The following is a 17,544-nucleotide window of genomic DNA, read 5'->3' on the forward strand; positions in this document are numbered from 1 at the left end:
TGGACAAATGAAGGTTGGCTTTACCTGTGTGTTGTAATAGATCTATATTCCCGGAAAGTAGTCGGTTATTCGCTTGATACTCATATTAGGGCTGAACTGGCAATGGATGCACTTAAGATGGTTGTAGCTCATAGAAATCCAGATGACAATTTAATATTCCATTCAGATCGTGGTGTACAATATGCTTCCCATGATTTCAGAAAAATAATAACTGAGTATAAAATGATTCAGAGTATGAGCCGTAAAGGAGACTGCTGGGATAATGCATGTGCTGAAAGTTTTTTCTCAACTTTAAAAATGGAAGAGGTATTTCATAAAAGATATAAAACGAGAGATGAAGCACGGCTTGCTATTTTTGAATACATTTCAGTATTCTATAATAGACAGAGAATTCATTCTTTTCTTGACTATAAAAGTCCGGAAGAATATGAATCATCTAATTCAATAATTAAATAAGTTGCTTAACTATGTGTCCGTAATTGCGGGGCAAGCCCAAAATGATCAGATCATTTACGGCTAATTAGCATATTAAAAACCGGACGAACTCAGTTACAATGCCAAAAATCTAAGATGTTATTAGGAAAGATTTTACCTATGGTGAGCGTCTTGTGCTGAGCGAAATCGAATTACATTTGCAAACAAGAAGCTTGTTGTTCGCAAGTTGGTAAAGACCAATAGCCTTATTGAGCGAGTTTGGCACTTAGCCCTTTTTTGTTGTACACCTGTCACAAACTTGTTGACAAGCAACATGCAAATATTTGAAAATATCATATCATTTTTGGTAAAATGCTATTAACAAGGATTGTTTTGTATCAATATAAATATTCCTGATCATATTACTAATATAAAATCGAGGTTAACATGGCGGAAGAGGAAATCCCTCAGAGTGAAGAGACATCTAAGAAGAATAAAAAGATAAATAAATTTACAATTGATGAAATAAATCAAAAAATTGAGGACCTGGAAAAATCAAATCAGGTTGGCTCTAAATATTATAAACATCTTCAGCTAAGAAAGAAGGAATTGCAGTCCTAGAGTTTTGATAAATCCTTTATCTTCTTATGCTAAATTATTGCTCCCTCATTATTGCTTTTAGGAGAGAGAAGAAGGTAGGCGATTAGGATTATCAAAAATGCTATAAAGATGAAAATTATTATTATTTTTTTCTGCTCTGATGATGGGAGGAGCTTATAGTTCTGAATCTTATATTTACCATCATATAAGATATTAATGCATCTTGTAAGTATTCCTTTTGCATCTATATCTGATATGATATTCTTGAGATTGGTTAATCTTTTTGATATGTGTGTTTTGTCATTATGTGGATGAAGATCAAATTCTGCGCTATTATATAAATTAGGGTCATCTGGGTCTGCAATAAAACTATAACCACAATTACATTTCACTCTGATATTCCCTCTGTTGATCGGGAATCGTAATTTTTTTTTGCAGGAGGGACATCGTTTTAATAAATACATATAAAGTAGTGGGGTATCATAGAATCTCAGCAGCCTGCCCCAAAACATCAGGTAAGTATGAATATAACTGTTCAAGTTCACGGTCATTCAGCCCGGCACGCTTTATGGCCGTCTCATTCATTTCATGATACAGCCCATCACTGCCGATTCCTATTCCTGCCATAAGGCATATTACATTAGCAATATGCACAATTGAGACAATAAGCTTGAATTCTTCAGGGGCATCATTTGGATTGTGATGATATCTAACAATAGCATTTAGGACAGGAGGGAACTGCCATTTTGTTAATATATTTTCACCAATTATCTGATGATCGTAGCCCATGATCTCCTTTTCTGCTTCCTGGAATGTTACACCAGTATTTTCAACAAAGCTTAGAATATCTTGAAAAGTCTTTTGTACAAACATAGCGAGAACGGTTTTCCCAACATCATGAATGATTCCGCCAGTAAAGGTTATGTCAGCAATTTCTTTCTTTTTTTTCATCAAAGCTATTCTCTTTGAGAGAATTGCTACGGCCAGGCCATGCTTCCAAAGTTCACCCTTCTCGAGGCTATACCCCATAATTTCCTTATCTAATATAGTCTTCGTGGTTACTACCATTACTATATCTTTCACTTCCTTCAATCCAAGAGTAACCACTGCCCTTTCAATTGATGATATCTCCTTGCCTCTGTTAAAATATGCTGAATTGCACAGTTTAAGTATGTTAGTTGTAATTGCTTGATCCTTTGCAATTTCCTCTGCAACAGACTTGAATGGTACATCAGGATCGCTTACCATCCTTACCACTTGACTTGCCACAACTGGTATTGAAGGTAAACTTTCAATATTATTGATTACTGATTCAATTCTCTGTTGAATAGTTGTTTGCATTTATTTACTCATTGGTTTTTATTTTCTTTTCGGTATTTCTAATATTTATATAAAAGTAATTATTAGAAATTAGAGTTTTTCTCCTAAAAAACATTCTATACATGATTAAATAACCGCTATAATGTTTAATAAAAAATCATTTAAGTTTTATAATAAACCTTCTCCTTGCCTGAAGCCTTTATCTTCAACCTCCCATCCTCAAGAAAAAAATCGATTACTCTGCCGGTATTTCCACCCAAATCTTCTATAGTAATTGGGATGCTATTCTCTTGAAGTACTTTTTTTGTCATCTCAATGTTCCTTTCCCCAATCTGAGCAAGGTGTGTATTGGATTTAAATTTGAACATGGATGCTCCGCCCGCTATTTTTGCTGACATGGATCCTTTATTGCACCCCTCTTTTTCTAACATCTGTATCAGTAGTGGAATTGCGGTGTTAGCATATTTTTCTGGTTTACCATCATTACTGCCGGAATCCTGCGGTAAGAGGACATGAGCTAGCCCACCAATTTTTTTTGTCTTATCATATATGCAGATGCCAACGCAACTCCCTAAGATTGTACGTAGTACACTGGGGGTAGATGAAATCTTTAATTGTGCAACACCAACATTTACTAATGTTTGCATATTATTCACTCTGTTATTGTATGATCCTGTACTTTATTATTAAGGAAAATTTTGAATATGTCAAGAAAAATGATATTTTTTTCTGTTGTTATGTACCTTACATTTTTGGAGTTATGCTGTTCATTGTAAAACAGCATCAATAGCTATAATACTTGCCTCCTCAAAATAAGGTAGAACATAATTCTTCCTCTGAGTAGAGGTAATACTCGCTTATGCGATTCTCATCTCCTTTTATGAAAAGATGAGATGTTCTGATTCCTTAATTTTTCATATCCTGTGAAGGATTCACGTTGTAACCAAATGCTATCAGTTTCTCTATACAGTTCATCTAATCTGCATTCCATTTGATTAATCATCTCTTCTAACCTTTCCTGATTGATGTCCTTGGGTATGTATACTTCTCTATCAAACCTTACAATAATTTTAGAAAAAGGTTTTGGGATAATAAAATTATCCCAACTGTTAAATGTCCATTTTTTCTCAGATGATACAATGGTTGGTAATAGCGGCATCCCCGAATGTTTTGCCATTGCAAAAAGTCCCGGCTTAATCTTGCCAAAGGGACCCCTAGGCCCATCAACGATGTGTCCAACTGCATACCCTTCCTTTAATAGCCTTTTTAATTTAATTAGGGCCCTCCCACCTCCCCTAGATGATGAACCCCTTACTGTGCGCCATCCGAGGATCTCTACAATTTTTGATATCAACTCACCATCAGTACTCTGACTAATCATAATTGCTATAGGACTTCGTTTTGCCATTAAGCATATTCCAGGGAAAAATCTCTGATGCCATGAGATGTAGATTGGTGATTCTCCTCTCTTGTAGATGGTTTCTTCAATTTTGGGGTCAATTATCCTGATTCGATATGATAAAAAAATCAACTTAATAAAGAAAAAAGCAAGATAGGGAAGTATGTATCTATAAAAAAAACTTTTCATGCTTTTCAATTCTATAGATGCTGATTGTCTTTTGTTAAATAGTTTGAGACATAATCTAGCACAGCCTCCTCTAATGTGCGAAACTGCGTGGTGTAGCCTGTATCCCTTAGCTTGTCCATCTGTGCCTTTGTGAAATATTGATAGCGATTTTTAATAGAGTCCGGCATGTCGATATACTCAATTGACAGATCATGTCCCATAGCAGAGAATATCGCAGCGGAAAGATCATTCCATGTTCGGGCTGTCCCAGTGCCAAGATTAAAAATTCCGTTTATTTCCGGATTCAGATAAAGCCACCACATAACGTCCGCACAGTCCTTGACATAGATGAAATCACGCAACTGCTCCCCATCCTGATATTCTTCCCGCAAGGATTTGAAGAGCTGAATTCGTCCTGTCCTGATAATCTGATGGTATGCCTTGAATACGATGCTAGCCATATTCCCTTTGTGATACTCATTGGGGCCAAAGACATTGAAAAACTTGATGCCCGCTATTTTATCATTTACCCTGTTACGAATTGCCCAGAGGTCAAAGATATGCTTTGAATATCCATAGATATTAAGGGGTTGAAGCGTTAATGTGTCCGCTTCATCATCAGAGAATCCTTGAGAGCCGTCGCCATATGTTGCAGCGCTGCTTGCATAAATAAATCGAATGTTATTGCTCAGCGACCACTCGGCTAACGTTTTCGTATAACGGTAGTTGTTTTGCATTAAATAATCTGCGTCAAGTTCGGTTGTGGATGAGCATGCGCCCATATGGATTATTGCGTTAATGTTAAGGGATATGTTGTTGATAATCTTTATGAATTCATCTTTATGAATGTAATCTTGAAAATTTTTATTAACAAGGTTTTTCCATTTATATGAACTTCCAAGCTCATCAACAATTAGTATATCGCTGATTCCCATGGTGTTCAACTTCCAGACAAAAGCGCTGCCAATAAATCCAGCTCCACCGGTTACAACAATCAACATTTACCCCCTGAATTATTTAGGATATTTTAAACTATATATTTTATCCTTTGTCAAGAAAAAGAGGGAGGGCGAATTGCAATAATTAAACAAATTGCATTATGTTTATTATTTGAGAATACCTCACAAACCCTTAATAATCAATTTAATCAAATTGAGTAGTTATTATATTTGTTTTTTCATTCTTTGAATATCATAATAGGCATATCCTTTGATCTCATATTTAAGATGGAGAAGACAAATAAGATCACGGATTAAATGGTGTTAACAAATTTATTTTTGTTGATATTATTCCTAATCTAACATTAATGGTTTAATAAATTTACAAAATCAATATTCAATATGATGAATAAATATAATCCTTTTTAGGAATGACTATGAATTAAAGGATATGCTAATGGGAAAGACAATTACAGAGAAAATTCTCGCTGCGCATACTGATCATGAGGCTGTTACACCGGGGGAACTCATTGAGGCTGATGTTGATATCATTCTTGGAAACGATATCACAGCACCCATTGCAATTCAGGAACTCAAAAAAAATGGTATTAAAAGGTTATTTAATAAGGATAGTATAGTCTTAACCGCAGATCATTTTACTCCTAATAAGGATATCAAATCAGCTGAACAGGTTAAAATTCTTAGAGATTATGCAAAAGAGAATGATATTGTTCATTTTTATGATGTGGGCAGGGTGGGAATAGAGCATGCATTTCTTCCTGAACTTGGTCTTGTTAGACCAGGAATGCTTATAATCGGAGCAGATTCTCACACATGCACTTATGGGGCCCTGGGGGCCTTCTCTACTGGGATCGGTTCAACAGATATGGCCGCTGCTATGGCTACAGGGAAAACATGGTTCAAGGTGCCTGAATCCATGAGGTTCGTTTTTGAGGGGAAATTCAATCCCTTTGTCACGGGTAAGGATCTTATTCTATATACTATCGGCGACATCGGCGTTGACGGAGCGCTGTATATGGCAATGGAGTTTACAGGAAGCGCAATCAAAGAGCTTTCAATTGAGGGACGATTAACCATGACTAACATGGCTATTGAGGCTGGGGGCAAGAATGGGATAATTGAACCTGATGAAAAGACCGTTAAATATATAGAACAAAGAAGCGATCAAGGTTATGATATTTTTACCAGCGATACAGATGCCAAATATATAACAATTAAAGAATATGATGTTTCCCGAATAGAACCCCTGGTTGCCTTCCCGCATTTGCCGGAGAATGTGAAGCCTGCCAGAGAGAGCGGTGTGGAAATAGATCAGGTGGTAATTGGGTCCTGCACTAATGGACGAATTGAAGATTTAAGGCAGGCAGCAAAGGTTTTAATTGGGAAAAAGGCTCATAGAGACGTTAGGCTAATTGTTATTCCTGCAACTCAAGAGGTATACAGACAGGCGCTAGATGAGGGATTATTAGAGGTCTTTATTGACGCACAAGGGATTGTATCAGCCCCAACCTGTGGCCCCTGCCTCGGCGGTCATATGGGAATATTGGCTCAAAGTGAGAGGTGCATAGCAACTACTAACAGAAATTTTGTTGGTAGGATGGGACATCCGAAGAGTGAAGTATATCTATCCAATCCTGCAATCGCCGCAGCCTCAGCAGTCGCTGGGAGGATTTGTCATCCTGATGAGTTATAATAAAGGTGAATTATGCAAGTAATAGGAAAAGCCTGGAAGTTTGGTAATGATATAAATACTGATGAGATAATACCTGCAAGATATCTGAATGTTTCTGATCCAAAGGAATTGGCAAGGCATTGCATGGAAGATGCTGATCCGGAATTTATCAATAAGATATCCAAGGGTGATATAATTGTTGCAGGAAGCAACTTTGGATGCGGTTCTTCCAGAGAGCATGCCCCTATATCTATTCTGGCTGCAGAAATTTCATGTGTAATAGCATCTTCATTTGCTAGGATCTTCTATCGCAATTGTATAAATATTGGGCTTCCGATTTTAGAGTCTCCTGATGCCGCGAAAGACATAGGGGAGGGGGATGAGATCGAAGTGGATTTTGATAGGGGTGAGATAACAAACATTTCAAAATCAAGGATATATGCGGTCACGCCCTTCCCCCCATTTATGCAGGAGATAATAAAAAAGGGCGGGCTTATGAATAAGATTAAAAGCGAGTATCAAGATTAGTAGTTTATAGATATAGGTCTGGTGAATATTATGTTGGTGTATTGGGGATTGATGTGCGAAGTAATAGATTATCCCTTAAGAATGTATTCAAAGTCTCTTGATACTTCTGCTATCAGCAATGTTTTCGCCAGTTGATTCAAATGGAATAATATACCAGTTCCCCTGCCTGTATTTCCTCAGTTGAAGAAAAAAGGCTGGATTTGGAAGATCCTGAACAAAATCCGGTGTGAACTCAAGGAGGATCTTTGTGCTTCCTGCCAGCTTTCTATTAAAATAACCGCTAACATTAAGCCTGATGTGGGGGGCATTAAATATAAAGGAATTAATATATAGATTTGAGCCTAAAATCTTACAATTGCCGTAGATCTTGTTAAATTCAAGGTCTCTTAGCTTATATTTAAGTTCCGAGAGCCACATGCCAAGCCCCTCTTGAATACCGGTATCAACAATTTTTCCTTTTTCTATAAAGAACTCCATTTCTCCACTGAGAGAATTGAGAATATTCATATTTTCTTCGATTCTACACTCTAGGTTCGCACTCCCATTAAGGACCCCAAAAAATTTATTATTCAATTTTTCATAATACCGCGACATGTTTTGTAGTTTCATGCTGTCGAAGGTTGTTGATATCTTGAGGGAAGGTATGCTTCTCGATAAATATACGATGCCTTTTCCATTTATATTACCTTGTGCAAATTGAGAGTATAATTTATTTAAGGAAAGATCATTATTTAATAATGAATAATTAAGTGATAGATTTGACAATTGATACATGTTATAGGTAAGGTTATCAATAGTAATTTTGCCATTAATTTCAAAGGGCAGGTTGATTTTTGAATAACGTGTTCCCTTTCTATTACCCCTCATCCTTTTTAAATTAATTTCCTCTGAATGAAGGTTTAGGAATATTTTTTTAAAATTTCCATCAGTTGTAGCGATTGAAGCCTTGCAGGGTTGTTTCCATAGCTTTAAGGGTACATCCTCATTTTGAAAAGTATTATTCTTTATTAATATGTTGGCGTTTATGTCACTAAGAAGCCCTGCCTTATAGATAACATTTTTCAAATTAAATTTTCCATTATATATTTCATTTAATCTATAAAAATCAGCCGAGACTCTTCCATTTAATTCAGCTGGCAGGATCTTTATAAAAGGCTTGAGATCATTTATAAGAATATCATTTCCAGCTACCCTAAGTTTTAATAGTTTTCCCTTGAATGACAATAGTATTTCGCTAATATTGATATTTGAATTCTTGGTAGACGCTTTTATGTCACTGATTAAAACACGCTTTTCTGGGATTTTAACGCTGCAGGCGCCATTAGCGTTAAGCGTTATGTCGCTTTTCGCGATAGACGATTTTCCTATTACATATCCATTAACTGATTTCTTAGTAATTTTGAGTCTTTTTATCTTTCCTGAAAAATCGTTGTAGGGTAAAGGGATTCCCCTATTCCATTGATAAACCCATTTTAGTGAGCAGTTGTATAATTTGACATCCCCTAACAATTCAAAGTCATCGTCAAATAATGCTAATCTCATATCGGACGATAACCTACCCCTATTCTCAGGAAGAATAATGTTACAATCTGAAATTCGAAATTCTCTTTTACCCTCCATCTCAATGGTACCATGAAGGATATACCTGCCTTCAAGGGGTTTTAGTCTCTTTGGGGGATTCTGAAGGGTTATCTCTGTATCCCTAAGAGAAATGCTCGATATCGTGGTAGAAATTGACGATTCGCCTTGGTTGTCCTTTAAATCACCTATTAGATTCTGTAGATTGAATTTGCCATTGTTATAGATTAAATTTAATTTTAATTGATTAATGATAATTTTATTAATATCCAATTGCCTTTGCAGAAGGGGGAGTAATGAGAATCGGATTATTGCAGTTTGAGCAACTGCCAAGATCTCATCCTCATCAGATAGACCATTATAGATAGATAAATCATTAAGAATAAGTCCACGGTAATTATAGTTTAATCCACCAATTTCAACTTTTCTTGTAAGGGAGTCTTCAGCTTTTATTGTTATTATTTGTAATAGTTTATCCTTGGGAAAATAATATATAATTAAGGCTGAGCCCAGGACTATAAGGAATATTACACTGAGGAATATGATGGAGATATATTTAAATACTTTTCCCTTCTTCACGCTTTCTTTCCAAGGCTGATTTTTTTTTGTAGAAATGAACGGTCTTCTCTAATTCGAACATGTCAGTGCAGATGATCTTCCCCTCTTCAAGCGTGATGTGTTTATCCTCCAATAGCTGATTAATCAGCACATTCCCCTTGTTCTGAGGTAAACCGACCATATTCAATAATTCCTTTGCTCCAAACTCAAAATTATAGGATTCTTTTGAGACAATCTTGATCTTTTTTTTCTCTATTTGAATGAGGAGGGTGTCATATATTCTGCCAAGTAGATCCTTTATCATAAGATTTTCGAGTTGACGATAGGCTGTCCAAATCCTTTCACTTAATAACTGAATTATTTTTGTAATGAGTTGTGGTTGAGAGGAGACCATTTCTTCAAAATTGGCCTTATTGATAGCAAGTAGCGTTACCTTGCCAAAGGTAATAGCAGAGGCGCTTCGTGGTCTGTTATCAAGCAGGGCCATCTCTCCGAAGATGTCTCCAGGATTTAAGACTGCAAGTAGAACCTCTTCATCAACGATCTTGGTAATCTTTACCTTTCCTGACTGTATAATATAGAGTTCGTCTCCTGGCTCGTTCTCACAGAAGATCATAGTGTTGTCATTATAAGTTCTATGAATATCATTCAATTGGTTTCCCTTAACCATAAAAGGGGATTTCATGGATTTTAACCTTGATAAGGCAGCATCTCTATTTGGTCCATTAGGGGAGTAATGAATATATTTTTGATATGCGTAGATTGAATGATTTTGCACATTCTTTCTATAATAATATTCCCCAATATTAAATAGATGCTCCGGGTCCTCTTCCACTGTATTTTTTAGGGTAAGTCGAGTAATTGCTTGGTTGAAATCCCTTAACTTCCTGCTAAAGAAACGAATTATCTTCAACGCAACAATGGGATTTTTCTGGATTAGAATACCAAACTGATCTTTTTCCACTGATATTAAGGATAGGTTTGATAAGGCTACAACAGACTCCATTCTTGCATGGCCACTCATACAGGAAATGACACCAAAAAAATCTCCTGGGCCAAGGATAGAATGTGCTTCCTCATTAACTACGGGATCATCTTTTATGATCTTAACCTTGCCATTTCGGATTATGAAAAAGGTTTGTGCATTCTTTTTCCCTTCAACAATGATAAAGGAATTTTGCGGGTAATTCTCAACTTTAAATTGAATTGATGCCATTGTCCCCTTTTATACTCTTGAAAAGATAAACAACTCTCCAGTTGATATGGGATCAAAGATTCTGGATTTTAAGGGTGAAGCTTTAATCTTAATACTGACGAATATGCCTTTGGTTTTACTCGAGTGCATCCATTCGCTTCTAGCTAGAAATCCTTGACTAAACGTATTCTCAAAATAATTCATTAGAAGTTAAAATATGCATTGATAGAATACTGTTTTAGAGGAAAGATATATCCTCATCTCTCATCCACATATTTAGGGATTAACGATCCAAATGGCTGGATTTGCCCTTTAATGAGAATTCATTTTCTATAAAAGAATCTCACTCTACTTAATAGAATTGGGGAACGACATTCCAACCTCTAATACCATATTTCATTTAGGGTAGCTTGAATCCTTTAATAAGTCTATTATTAGATTATCTTGTGTAAATCTATATATATCAACAAAAAAACTAATATAAATTCATATTCTTTTAATGATAAACGCATCATTACATGTGCATAGAAAAAATGAAAAATTTCTAAGCTTCTGGATAGTTTTAATATTGTAAAAAAGTTTTCTATTGTGCATTTTTTGCTATGTATAAGCGGTGCATAGAGATAATTGTATCTTTTTAGATGAATCAGAAAATATTGTAAAATATGTAACTTGGTAGAATAAAATTCAACTATTTTTGTAATTCAATCAGTCCTAATATACATTATCTGGATATATTTTTCACTTTTTATAAAAATAGCTATTGGATTTGACTTTATTTATCTTTAACCAAAAACTCTATTTATTGATCAAATATTTATCATAGGGAGGATATAATGAAAATTAAAATATTAGGTAATGGTGGGGCTATCAATGATGGTCTGCCCTATAATGCCTTTATGATTGATGAAGAGGTTCTTATTGAGTTGCCACCAGACATTATGTTATCTCTAGCAAGGGAGGATATTTCAATCAACAATATCCGAGAGATATTCATATCACACCTGCATGGAGATCATTGTTTTGGATTTCCATTTCTAACATTATACCTATTTGTTAAGGTACCAAAAGATCAAAAAGAAAAAAGGATAAAACTATTTGCGCCTGGTAATGCTAAAGATTTTTTAATTGATCTAACAGAAAAAGCCTTTTCTAAGGAACATCCATTGATTAGTTGGGTTAGGGAGACTATAGAATTTATAAATATTTCTGATCGTACAGAGATTACACTTAATGATCATACTGCAAGGCTTTTCAAGATGGAACACATGGTGGAAACCTATGGATTTATTCTAAAAGAAGAAAATGAGAATGTTTTTTCTTACATAGCAGATACAAAATGGTCGCAGGGCATTACAGATTTATTAAAGGAAAAACCCCAAATAGTGATTTTAGACTTAAACGGCGAGCCTGATGATCCTGTGCCGATACATCTACATGAGGATGAAATAATCGAGAAAGCTATTAATCTTGTTAGCGATGAAACAGTATTTTATGGAACACATTTAAAATGCGACAAAATAAGCACAAATAAAAGAATCCATTATGTTAAGGCGGGTATGGAGATTGAGATATGATTGTTATGAACTGAAACATGTTCAGGGCCTTTATTGGCAATCATCCAAGTTTCCAATTTATAGAAATGCATTTTTTGTTTGATTTTTCTATACTTTTTATTCTCATTATATTGAAGATGTAAATCCTTGCTAAATAGACAGTCTATATAAAATATCATGCCAAAAGTATATATTAAAACCTTCGGATGCCAGATGAACAAGAGCGACTCAGAGTTAATGGAATGTTCATTGCTCAAATCCGGATTTAGGGTATCCAATGATCCGCATTCTGCGGATATTCATATATTCAACACTTGCTCAGTAAGAGAGCATGCAGAGGATAGAGCTATCTCACATATCAAATCTATTAGAGACACTGTAAGGATTAAGGGAGGGGTAATCGTTGTTGCAGGGTGCATGGCTCAGCGAATTGGTAAGGAGTTGATAGACAAAGAGATTGCTGATCTTGCTGTTGGACCCTATCAGTCGCCTAGGGTTGGTGAAATCTTAAATATCTTTCTTAAAGAGAGAGCAAAATGCCTATACACTTCTCTAGAGTATGAGGATTTTGAGAGCAGGATAAATCATGTACTTGATTACAGCAAAGATGTCCCCACCTGGCATAAGTGGATAGCTATAACTCATGGATGCAACAACTTCTGTTCATACTGCATTGTGCCCTATGTGAGGGGACCCCTGATATCATTTCCGTCAGATTCAATAATTGAAAACATAAAGAGTCTCGTCACAATCGGGATAAAGGAGATATCCCTCCTGGGTCAGAATGTAAATCAATTCGGTATGGATACTGGAGACATCCCCTTTCATAAACTGCTGGAGAGAGCGGCTAGGATTGTAGGTCTTGCTAGAATCAATTTTTTGACATCCCATCCCAAAGACTTTAATGAGGATATAATCTCAGTAATTAGGGATTACAAAAATATATCAAGATCCATTCATCTCCCACTACAGAGTGGCTCAAACAGAATATTGAAACTCATGAACAGAGGGTATAGTATGGAGGACTATCTTGATATTGTTGAAAGGATAGATGGAGAGTTAGATAATTATTCAATCTCAACCGATTTTATTGTCGGATTCCCGGGAGAGACGGAGGATGATTTTGAGGCTACTTTGAGAGCGGTAGATATTGTGAGGTTTGATGAGGCATTTACCTATGTATACTCTCCTCGGAAAGATACTCCAGCATACAGTATAAAGGAGACCTTATCAAGGGCCATGAAACTCGATAGGCTAAATACACTCATAGCTAAACAGAGAGAGATATCTTGTGAGAGGCTTTCAGAGAGGCTGAACTGCATTGAAGAGATGATAGTGGAGAGATTGAGCAAGAGATCAGAGTATGAAGTGATGGGAAAGACATCTTTTAACCATCCTGTGGTGATACCAGGAAGCGCTGAAGATGTGGGGAGGGTGATAAAAATCAGGGTATCATCTTTGAGGGGGGCCACACTTTATGGCGAAAGGCTTGCATAGGTGGATAAAATACCTTTATATTATAATAACTCTGCTTATTAGTATCCATCCGTTATTCGCAATTACAGAGAAGGGATATCTATATCGAATTGAGGCCTTAGCTCGTTCTGGTAGTGTTGATGATCTTACAGCCTTATCTAAAAAGTTTTTTAAGCAATTTCCAAAGAGCAAATATATTCCAGATGTAAGGTTCATCCTTGCACAAAATGAGAGGGAAACTGATAAGGCGATACGCCAATATAGAATTATTGTTGATAAATATAGATTTTATCTCAAAAGGGATTATGCACAACATAAACTCTGTCAGATACTATACCTCCTCTCAAGATGGAGCGATCTCAGGGATGAATCCTTAAAGGGAATAGGGTTATTTAAAAAGAGCAGGTATCTCACAGAGTTTCAATTATTACTTGTTAAGGCATACCTTCAGTTAGAAATGTATGAAGAGGCAGAGAAGGCCAGTTTGGCGATTATGCAACAAGATCACAGTTATGAAAACCTCGCTGAATCGCTTCTATTACTATCCTACACACAAAAAAAAATTTATGGCTTTTCGCGAAGATATATACAGAAATTGAGTGAAATTATTACAGGCTTTAGCGCTTCACCAAAAGCGCCTACAGCGATCTATCTTTTGGGCAGGTATTATGAAGCGAAGGAGGACTATAATAGAGCCTATTCTGCCTATATGGATGTGTTAAATAAATATTCCAAATCTCCTGAATCCTTCTTTACAAAGAGGAGACTTGACTCTATTCATAGACACAATCCCTCAATGACTGATTATGCACCAGATAATGATAGTATAAAGGCCATCGATAATTTGGATATAGAGCCAGACCTAAAATATTCAGATCAGAATGATGAAGATGGTGTATTATATGCTATTTGTCTTGGACGTTTCAACAACCTGAAAGATGCAAGAGAGATAAAGGCATTAATAAACAGAGATTTCGCTCCAATATCGATTATTAAAGCAAAAAATAGTTTTTTTATATATGCATCGAGGTTACGGGATCGTGAATCTGCAATATTCACTAAGATCAGACTGGCGGAAGAATTTGGACTTAATGGCAAAATTGTTAGGATCTTGAGAGACGAGAAGAGGCAATATATTTATGAATAAACCCATGGATTCCAAATTAACGCCAATGATGAAGCAATACTTTTCAATTAAGAAAAGACATCCCAATGAAATACTTTTTTTTAGGATGGGAGATTTCTACGAGATGTTCCATGAGGATGCTCATGTGGCCTCAAAGATACTTAACATCGCGCTTACCTCCCGTCAGGATAATATCCCTATGTGCGGCCTGCCCTATCATGCGAGTGAGAGTTACATCGCTAGACTCCTTAAGGCCGGTCACAGGGTGGCAATCTGCGAACAGATGGAGACCGTTCCAACAAGCGGAAATGTAGTAAAACGGGAGGTTGTAAGGATCGTAACTCCTGGGACAGTTGTTGAATCCAATCTTCTTCAATCCGACGATAACAACTTCCTCGCTTCGATAGTGTTGAATGAAAAGGAGATTGGTCTGGCTTTTATTGATATATCTACAGGGGATTTCTTTCTCTCTTCGATTGAGAAATCCTTTGATGTTTTCAGGGGCGAAATTGTAAAATATGGTCCAAGAGAATTGGTGTTGAGGGAGGGTAATGACTTAAGTGATAAGATTTTTTCAGAGTATATAATAAATAATGACATTCCTATTTACAGAATAAATGACTGGTTCTATGATATTGAGTTTTCAACAGAAACAATAAAGGATACCTTTGGTCTGGCAAGCATCAAGGGATTTGGTATCACAACAGAGATCGAGATTTTAGCTGCAGGTTCTATTCTGCAATATCTCAAGGACACTCATAAAAAGACCTTTGACCATCTGAAAAGTCCAAGGCGTTTTGTTTCCTCAGATTATATGATACTTGACGAGGAGACGATCTCCAATATGGAGCTTGTTCAGAACCAACATGACAGATCAAAGAATTATACCCTCTTCTCGGTGCTCGATTGCACCAAAACCGCAATTGGTAGAAGGACTCTTGAGAGAAACATCCTCAATCCGCTCCTTCAACAGCAGGAGATCGAGAAGAGATTGGATATTGTTGAATTTTTTTTTGGGCGATATGATCTAATTTCAAATCTTCAAAAAGTTTTATATCAATTTCACGATACAGAACGATTGATCTCACGATTTAATCTCGGAAGGTCATTCCCAAAGGATTACATCACCCTTATGAATTCTATTGATGCGGCAAGGGAGATCGGAGGGGTTTTGATTGAGGAGTCACACCCACTGATCATAGAGATGTTGAAGGATTTGCCGGATTTATCAGATCTTTCAAAGAGGATAGAATGTACAATTACAGATGATCCTGCATTATCCCCTGAACGCGGAAGGGTAATTAAGGAGGGATGTAATGATGAGCTTGATCATCTCTATAAATTAAAAATGGATGCCAAGAAATGGATGCTTGAATATGAGAGGGAGGAGAAAAACAGGATTCAAGTTCCAACCCTGAGGGTAAAATACAATAAGGTCTTGGGATACTTTATTGAGGTGAGCAAGGGTCAAACATCAAAGGTGCCGGATGAATATTATAGAAAACAAACTCTGGTCAGCTCAGAAAGGTACTCCACTGAAAAGCTTCAGAAATTTGAATCAGACATCCTAACAGCTTCTGATAGAATTATTACAATAGAGAATACAGAATTAGAGAACCTGCTCGCTGAGGTTTTACAATTCAGGAATGATCTACAGATCATGGCGGATATAATCGGCGAGATCGATTTTTACTGTTCAATGGCACAATCTGCCATTGAAAACAAGTATAGGAGGCCAACCTTTAATTCTGAAGGCATTTCAATTGTTAAAGAGGGTAGACATCCTGTTGTGGAAAAATATTATTCAAATTCGTCATTTGTCCCGAATGATATAATTCTCGACACAAGTGAAAATATCATAGTCATAATCACTGGACCGAATATGTCAGGCAAATCGACCTATATTAGAATGACAGCAATGATTCAACTCATGGCTCAAATAGGTTCATTTGTCCCTGCTGATGAAGCATATATATCGTTAGTAGACAGAATATTCACTCGAATCGGCGCTTCTGATAATATATCCAGGGGTGAATCAACCTTTCTGGTGGAGATGAACGAGACTGCAGTTATTCTCAATAATGCAACGGATAAAAGTTTGATTATTATGGATGAAATTGGAAGAGGCACAAGCACATACGATGGCTTATCAATTGCATGGGCAGTTGTTGAGTATCTATTAAAGTATGTAAAGGCAAGAACCCTCTTTGCTACGCATTATCATGAACTCACCAGACTCGGTAATAAAAAGGGTATTGTGAACTACAATGTTTTAGTAAGAGAGCATATCAATGGGATAGATTTTTTGCATAAGGTTGCTCCAGGTTCTGCGGATAAATCTTACGGGATTCATGTCGCAAAACTTGCTGGTATTCCAAAGGAGGTTAGTGCAAACGCCGCTATAATTCTTGATAGGATGGAAAAGGGATCGAGAGGTAATAATTCAAAAATAACAGAAGAGCAGAGATCCAATGAACAGTTAGAGATATTCAATGCATCAAATCATCATGTTATAAAAGCGATCAAAAACATTAATCTTGATAATATTACCCCACTTAACGCTCTGAATGAACTTAACAGACTCAAAAAACTAATAGATTAGTCCAGACTTTCGAGATTCATATTTTTGCATCAGTTGTTTGTTTATTACATCGGTCTAATGTAATATTTCGGTATTGAGAAAATCATGCATAAAAAAGTAAAAAAATCAAAAGTATTAGACAGAATTAATCCGTTAATATAATTAGGATAGTATATATTTATTTCGTTATTAAATATTTCTCCTTTTATATTATAAGATTGATCAAGGTTTATTCCAATCCGCAAAATAGGAAATAACGGTACGGATAATGATAGTTATTTGCAATTATTCTAATCTATCCCACCCTGTATGTGCTTTGTTCACTAATATGATGATTGGGATTTGTATATAAAGGGACTCTATCAGGATTTGAAGTCTGTCCTTGGGGTGAGGGCTTTTAATAGCATTTTGTAT

15 protein-coding genes are annotated in these 17,544 nt (G+C 36.1%); 8 read left to right on the forward strand and 7 right to left on the reverse strand.

What is annotated here, in order from left to right; all coding sequences use genetic code 11:
• Together SVZ03_09600 and SVZ03_09605 are read left to right on the forward strand one after the other, a co-directional pair.
• Nucleotides 1–456, forward strand: a 456-nt coding sequence (locus SVZ03_09600) for an IS3 family transposase (GenBank protein ID MDY6934461.1), incomplete at its 5' end; no start/stop codon positions are given.
• Nucleotides 457–861: 405 nt separating this feature from the next.
• Nucleotides 862–1,035, forward strand: a complete 174-nt coding sequence (locus SVZ03_09605; GenBank protein MDY6934462.1) for a hypothetical protein — start codon at nt 862–864, stop codon at nt 1,033–1,035.
• 29 nt (nt 1,036–1,064) lie between these two features.
• Here SVZ03_09605 and SVZ03_09610 read toward each other — a convergent pair whose 3' ends face one another.
• The 5 genes from SVZ03_09610 to rfaD all read right to left on the reverse strand — a co-directional run bounded on the left by SVZ03_09610 (nt 1,065) and on the right by rfaD (nt 4,899).
• Entirely contained in the window at nt 1,065–1,406 is a 342-nt protein-coding gene (locus SVZ03_09610) for a hypothetical protein (protein ID MDY6934463.1), read from the reverse strand.
• Nucleotides 1,407–1,494: 88 nt separating this feature from the next.
• Nucleotides 1,495–2,355 (reverse strand): HDOD domain-containing protein, encoded by an 861-nt coding sequence (locus SVZ03_09615; protein ID MDY6934464.1) that lies wholly within the window; start codon nt 2,353–2,355, stop codon nt 1,495–1,497.
• A 140-nt stretch (nt 2,356–2,495) separates the two neighbouring features.
• Complete coding sequence (locus SVZ03_09620) at nt 2,496–2,981, reverse strand: chemotaxis protein CheD (GenBank protein MDY6934465.1); 486 nt, start codon at nt 2,979–2,981, stop codon at nt 2,496–2,498.
• Nucleotides 2,982–3,202: 221 nt separating this feature from the next.
• Nucleotides 3,203–3,922 (reverse strand): lysophospholipid acyltransferase family protein, encoded by a 720-nt coding sequence (locus SVZ03_09625; protein ID MDY6934466.1) that lies wholly within the window; start codon nt 3,920–3,922, stop codon nt 3,203–3,205.
• Between the two features lie 11 nt (nt 3,923–3,933).
• Nucleotides 3,934–4,899, reverse strand: coding sequence for an ADP-glyceromanno-heptose 6-epimerase (rfaD, locus tag SVZ03_09630; GenBank protein MDY6934467.1), 966 nt, complete (start codon nt 4,897–4,899; stop codon nt 3,934–3,936).
• Nucleotides 4,900–5,296: 397 nt separating this feature from the next.
• Here rfaD and leuC point away from each other — a divergent pair, with 397 nt between their 5' ends.
• Nucleotides 5,297–6,553, forward strand: a complete 1,257-nt coding sequence (gene leuC, locus SVZ03_09635) for a 3-isopropylmalate dehydratase large subunit (GenBank protein MDY6934468.1) — start codon at nt 5,297–5,299, stop codon at nt 6,551–6,553.
• Nucleotides 6,554–6,565: 12 nt separating this feature from the next.
• Nucleotides 6,566–7,060 (forward strand): 3-isopropylmalate dehydratase small subunit, encoded by a 495-nt coding sequence (gene leuD / locus SVZ03_09640; protein ID MDY6934469.1) that lies wholly within the window; start codon nt 6,566–6,568, stop codon nt 7,058–7,060.
• Between the two features lie 87 nt (nt 7,061–7,147).
• Here leuD and SVZ03_09645 read toward each other — a convergent pair whose 3' ends face one another.
• Nucleotides 7,148–9,217 (reverse strand): AsmA family protein, encoded by a 2,070-nt coding sequence (locus tag SVZ03_09645; GenBank protein ID MDY6934470.1) that lies wholly within the window; start codon nt 9,215–9,217, stop codon nt 7,148–7,150.
• On the reverse strand, nt 9,195–10,412 hold the full coding sequence (locus SVZ03_09650) for a cyclic nucleotide-binding domain-containing protein (GenBank protein MDY6934471.1): 1,218 nt from the start codon (nt 10,410–10,412) through the stop codon (nt 9,195–9,197). Before SVZ03_09650 ends, SVZ03_09645 begins: the two co-directional genes overlap by 23 nt.
• 815 nt (nt 10,413–11,227) lie before the next feature.
• Here SVZ03_09650 and SVZ03_09655 point away from each other — a divergent pair.
• The 4 genes from SVZ03_09655 (at nt 11,228) to mutS (ending at nt 17,151) form a co-directional block, all read left to right on the forward strand.
• On the forward strand, nt 11,228–11,968 hold the full coding sequence (locus tag SVZ03_09655) for an MBL fold metallo-hydrolase (GenBank protein MDY6934472.1): 741 nt from the start codon (nt 11,228–11,230) through the stop codon (nt 11,966–11,968).
• Between the two features lie 156 nt (nt 11,969–12,124).
• Nucleotides 12,125–13,444, forward strand: a complete 1,320-nt coding sequence (gene miaB, locus SVZ03_09660; protein ID MDY6934473.1) for a tRNA (N6-isopentenyl adenosine(37)-C2)-methylthiotransferase MiaB — start codon at nt 12,125–12,127, stop codon at nt 13,442–13,444.
• Nucleotides 13,425–14,570, forward strand: coding sequence for a hypothetical protein (locus SVZ03_09665; protein MDY6934474.1), 1,146 nt, complete (start codon nt 13,425–13,427; stop codon nt 14,568–14,570). Before miaB ends, SVZ03_09665 begins: the two co-directional genes overlap by 20 nt.
• Nucleotides 14,563–17,151, forward strand: a complete 2,589-nt coding sequence (mutS, locus tag SVZ03_09670; GenBank protein MDY6934475.1) for a DNA mismatch repair protein MutS — start codon at nt 14,563–14,565, stop codon at nt 17,149–17,151. The genes SVZ03_09665 and mutS overlap by 8 nt, the downstream gene beginning before the upstream one ends.
• Nucleotides 17,152–17,544: the final 393 nt, after the last annotated feature.

The organism is Spirochaetota bacterium (assembly GCA_034190085.1).
Taxonomy (GTDB): domain Bacteria; phylum Spirochaetota; class UBA4802; order UBA4802; family JAFGDQ01; genus JAXHTS01.

Coding starts and splice junctions, on each gene's coding strand:
- SVZ03_09605 (MDY6934462.1), top strand. CDS start 862: ATGGCGGAAGAGGAAATCCCTCAGAGTGAAGAGACATCTAAGAAGAAT.
- SVZ03_09615 (MDY6934464.1), bottom strand. CDS start 2,355: ATGCAAACAACTATTCAACAGAGAATTGAATCAGTAATCAATAATATT.
- SVZ03_09620 (MDY6934465.1), bottom strand. CDS start 2,981: ATGCAAACATTAGTAAATGTTGGTGTTGCACAATTAAAGATTTCATCT.
- SVZ03_09625 (MDY6934466.1), bottom strand. CDS start 3,922: ATGAAAAGTTTTTTTTATAGATACATACTTCCCTATCTTGCTTTTTTC.
- leuC (MDY6934468.1), top strand. CDS start 5,297: ATGGGAAAGACAATTACAGAGAAAATTCTCGCTGCGCATACTGATCAT.
- leuD (MDY6934469.1), top strand. CDS start 6,566: ATGCAAGTAATAGGAAAAGCCTGGAAGTTTGGTAATGATATAAATACT.
- SVZ03_09650 (MDY6934471.1), bottom strand. CDS start 10,412: ATGGCATCAATTCAATTTAAAGTTGAGAATTACCCGCAAAATTCCTTT.
- SVZ03_09655 (MDY6934472.1), top strand. CDS start 11,228: ATGAAAATTAAAATATTAGGTAATGGTGGGGCTATCAATGATGGTCTG.
- miaB (MDY6934473.1), top strand. CDS start 12,125: ATGCCAAAAGTATATATTAAAACCTTCGGATGCCAGATGAACAAGAGC.
- SVZ03_09665 (MDY6934474.1), top strand. CDS start 13,425: ATGGCGAAAGGCTTGCATAGGTGGATAAAATACCTTTATATTATAATA.
- mutS (MDY6934475.1), top strand. CDS start 14,563: ATGAATAAACCCATGGATTCCAAATTAACGCCAATGATGAAGCAATAC.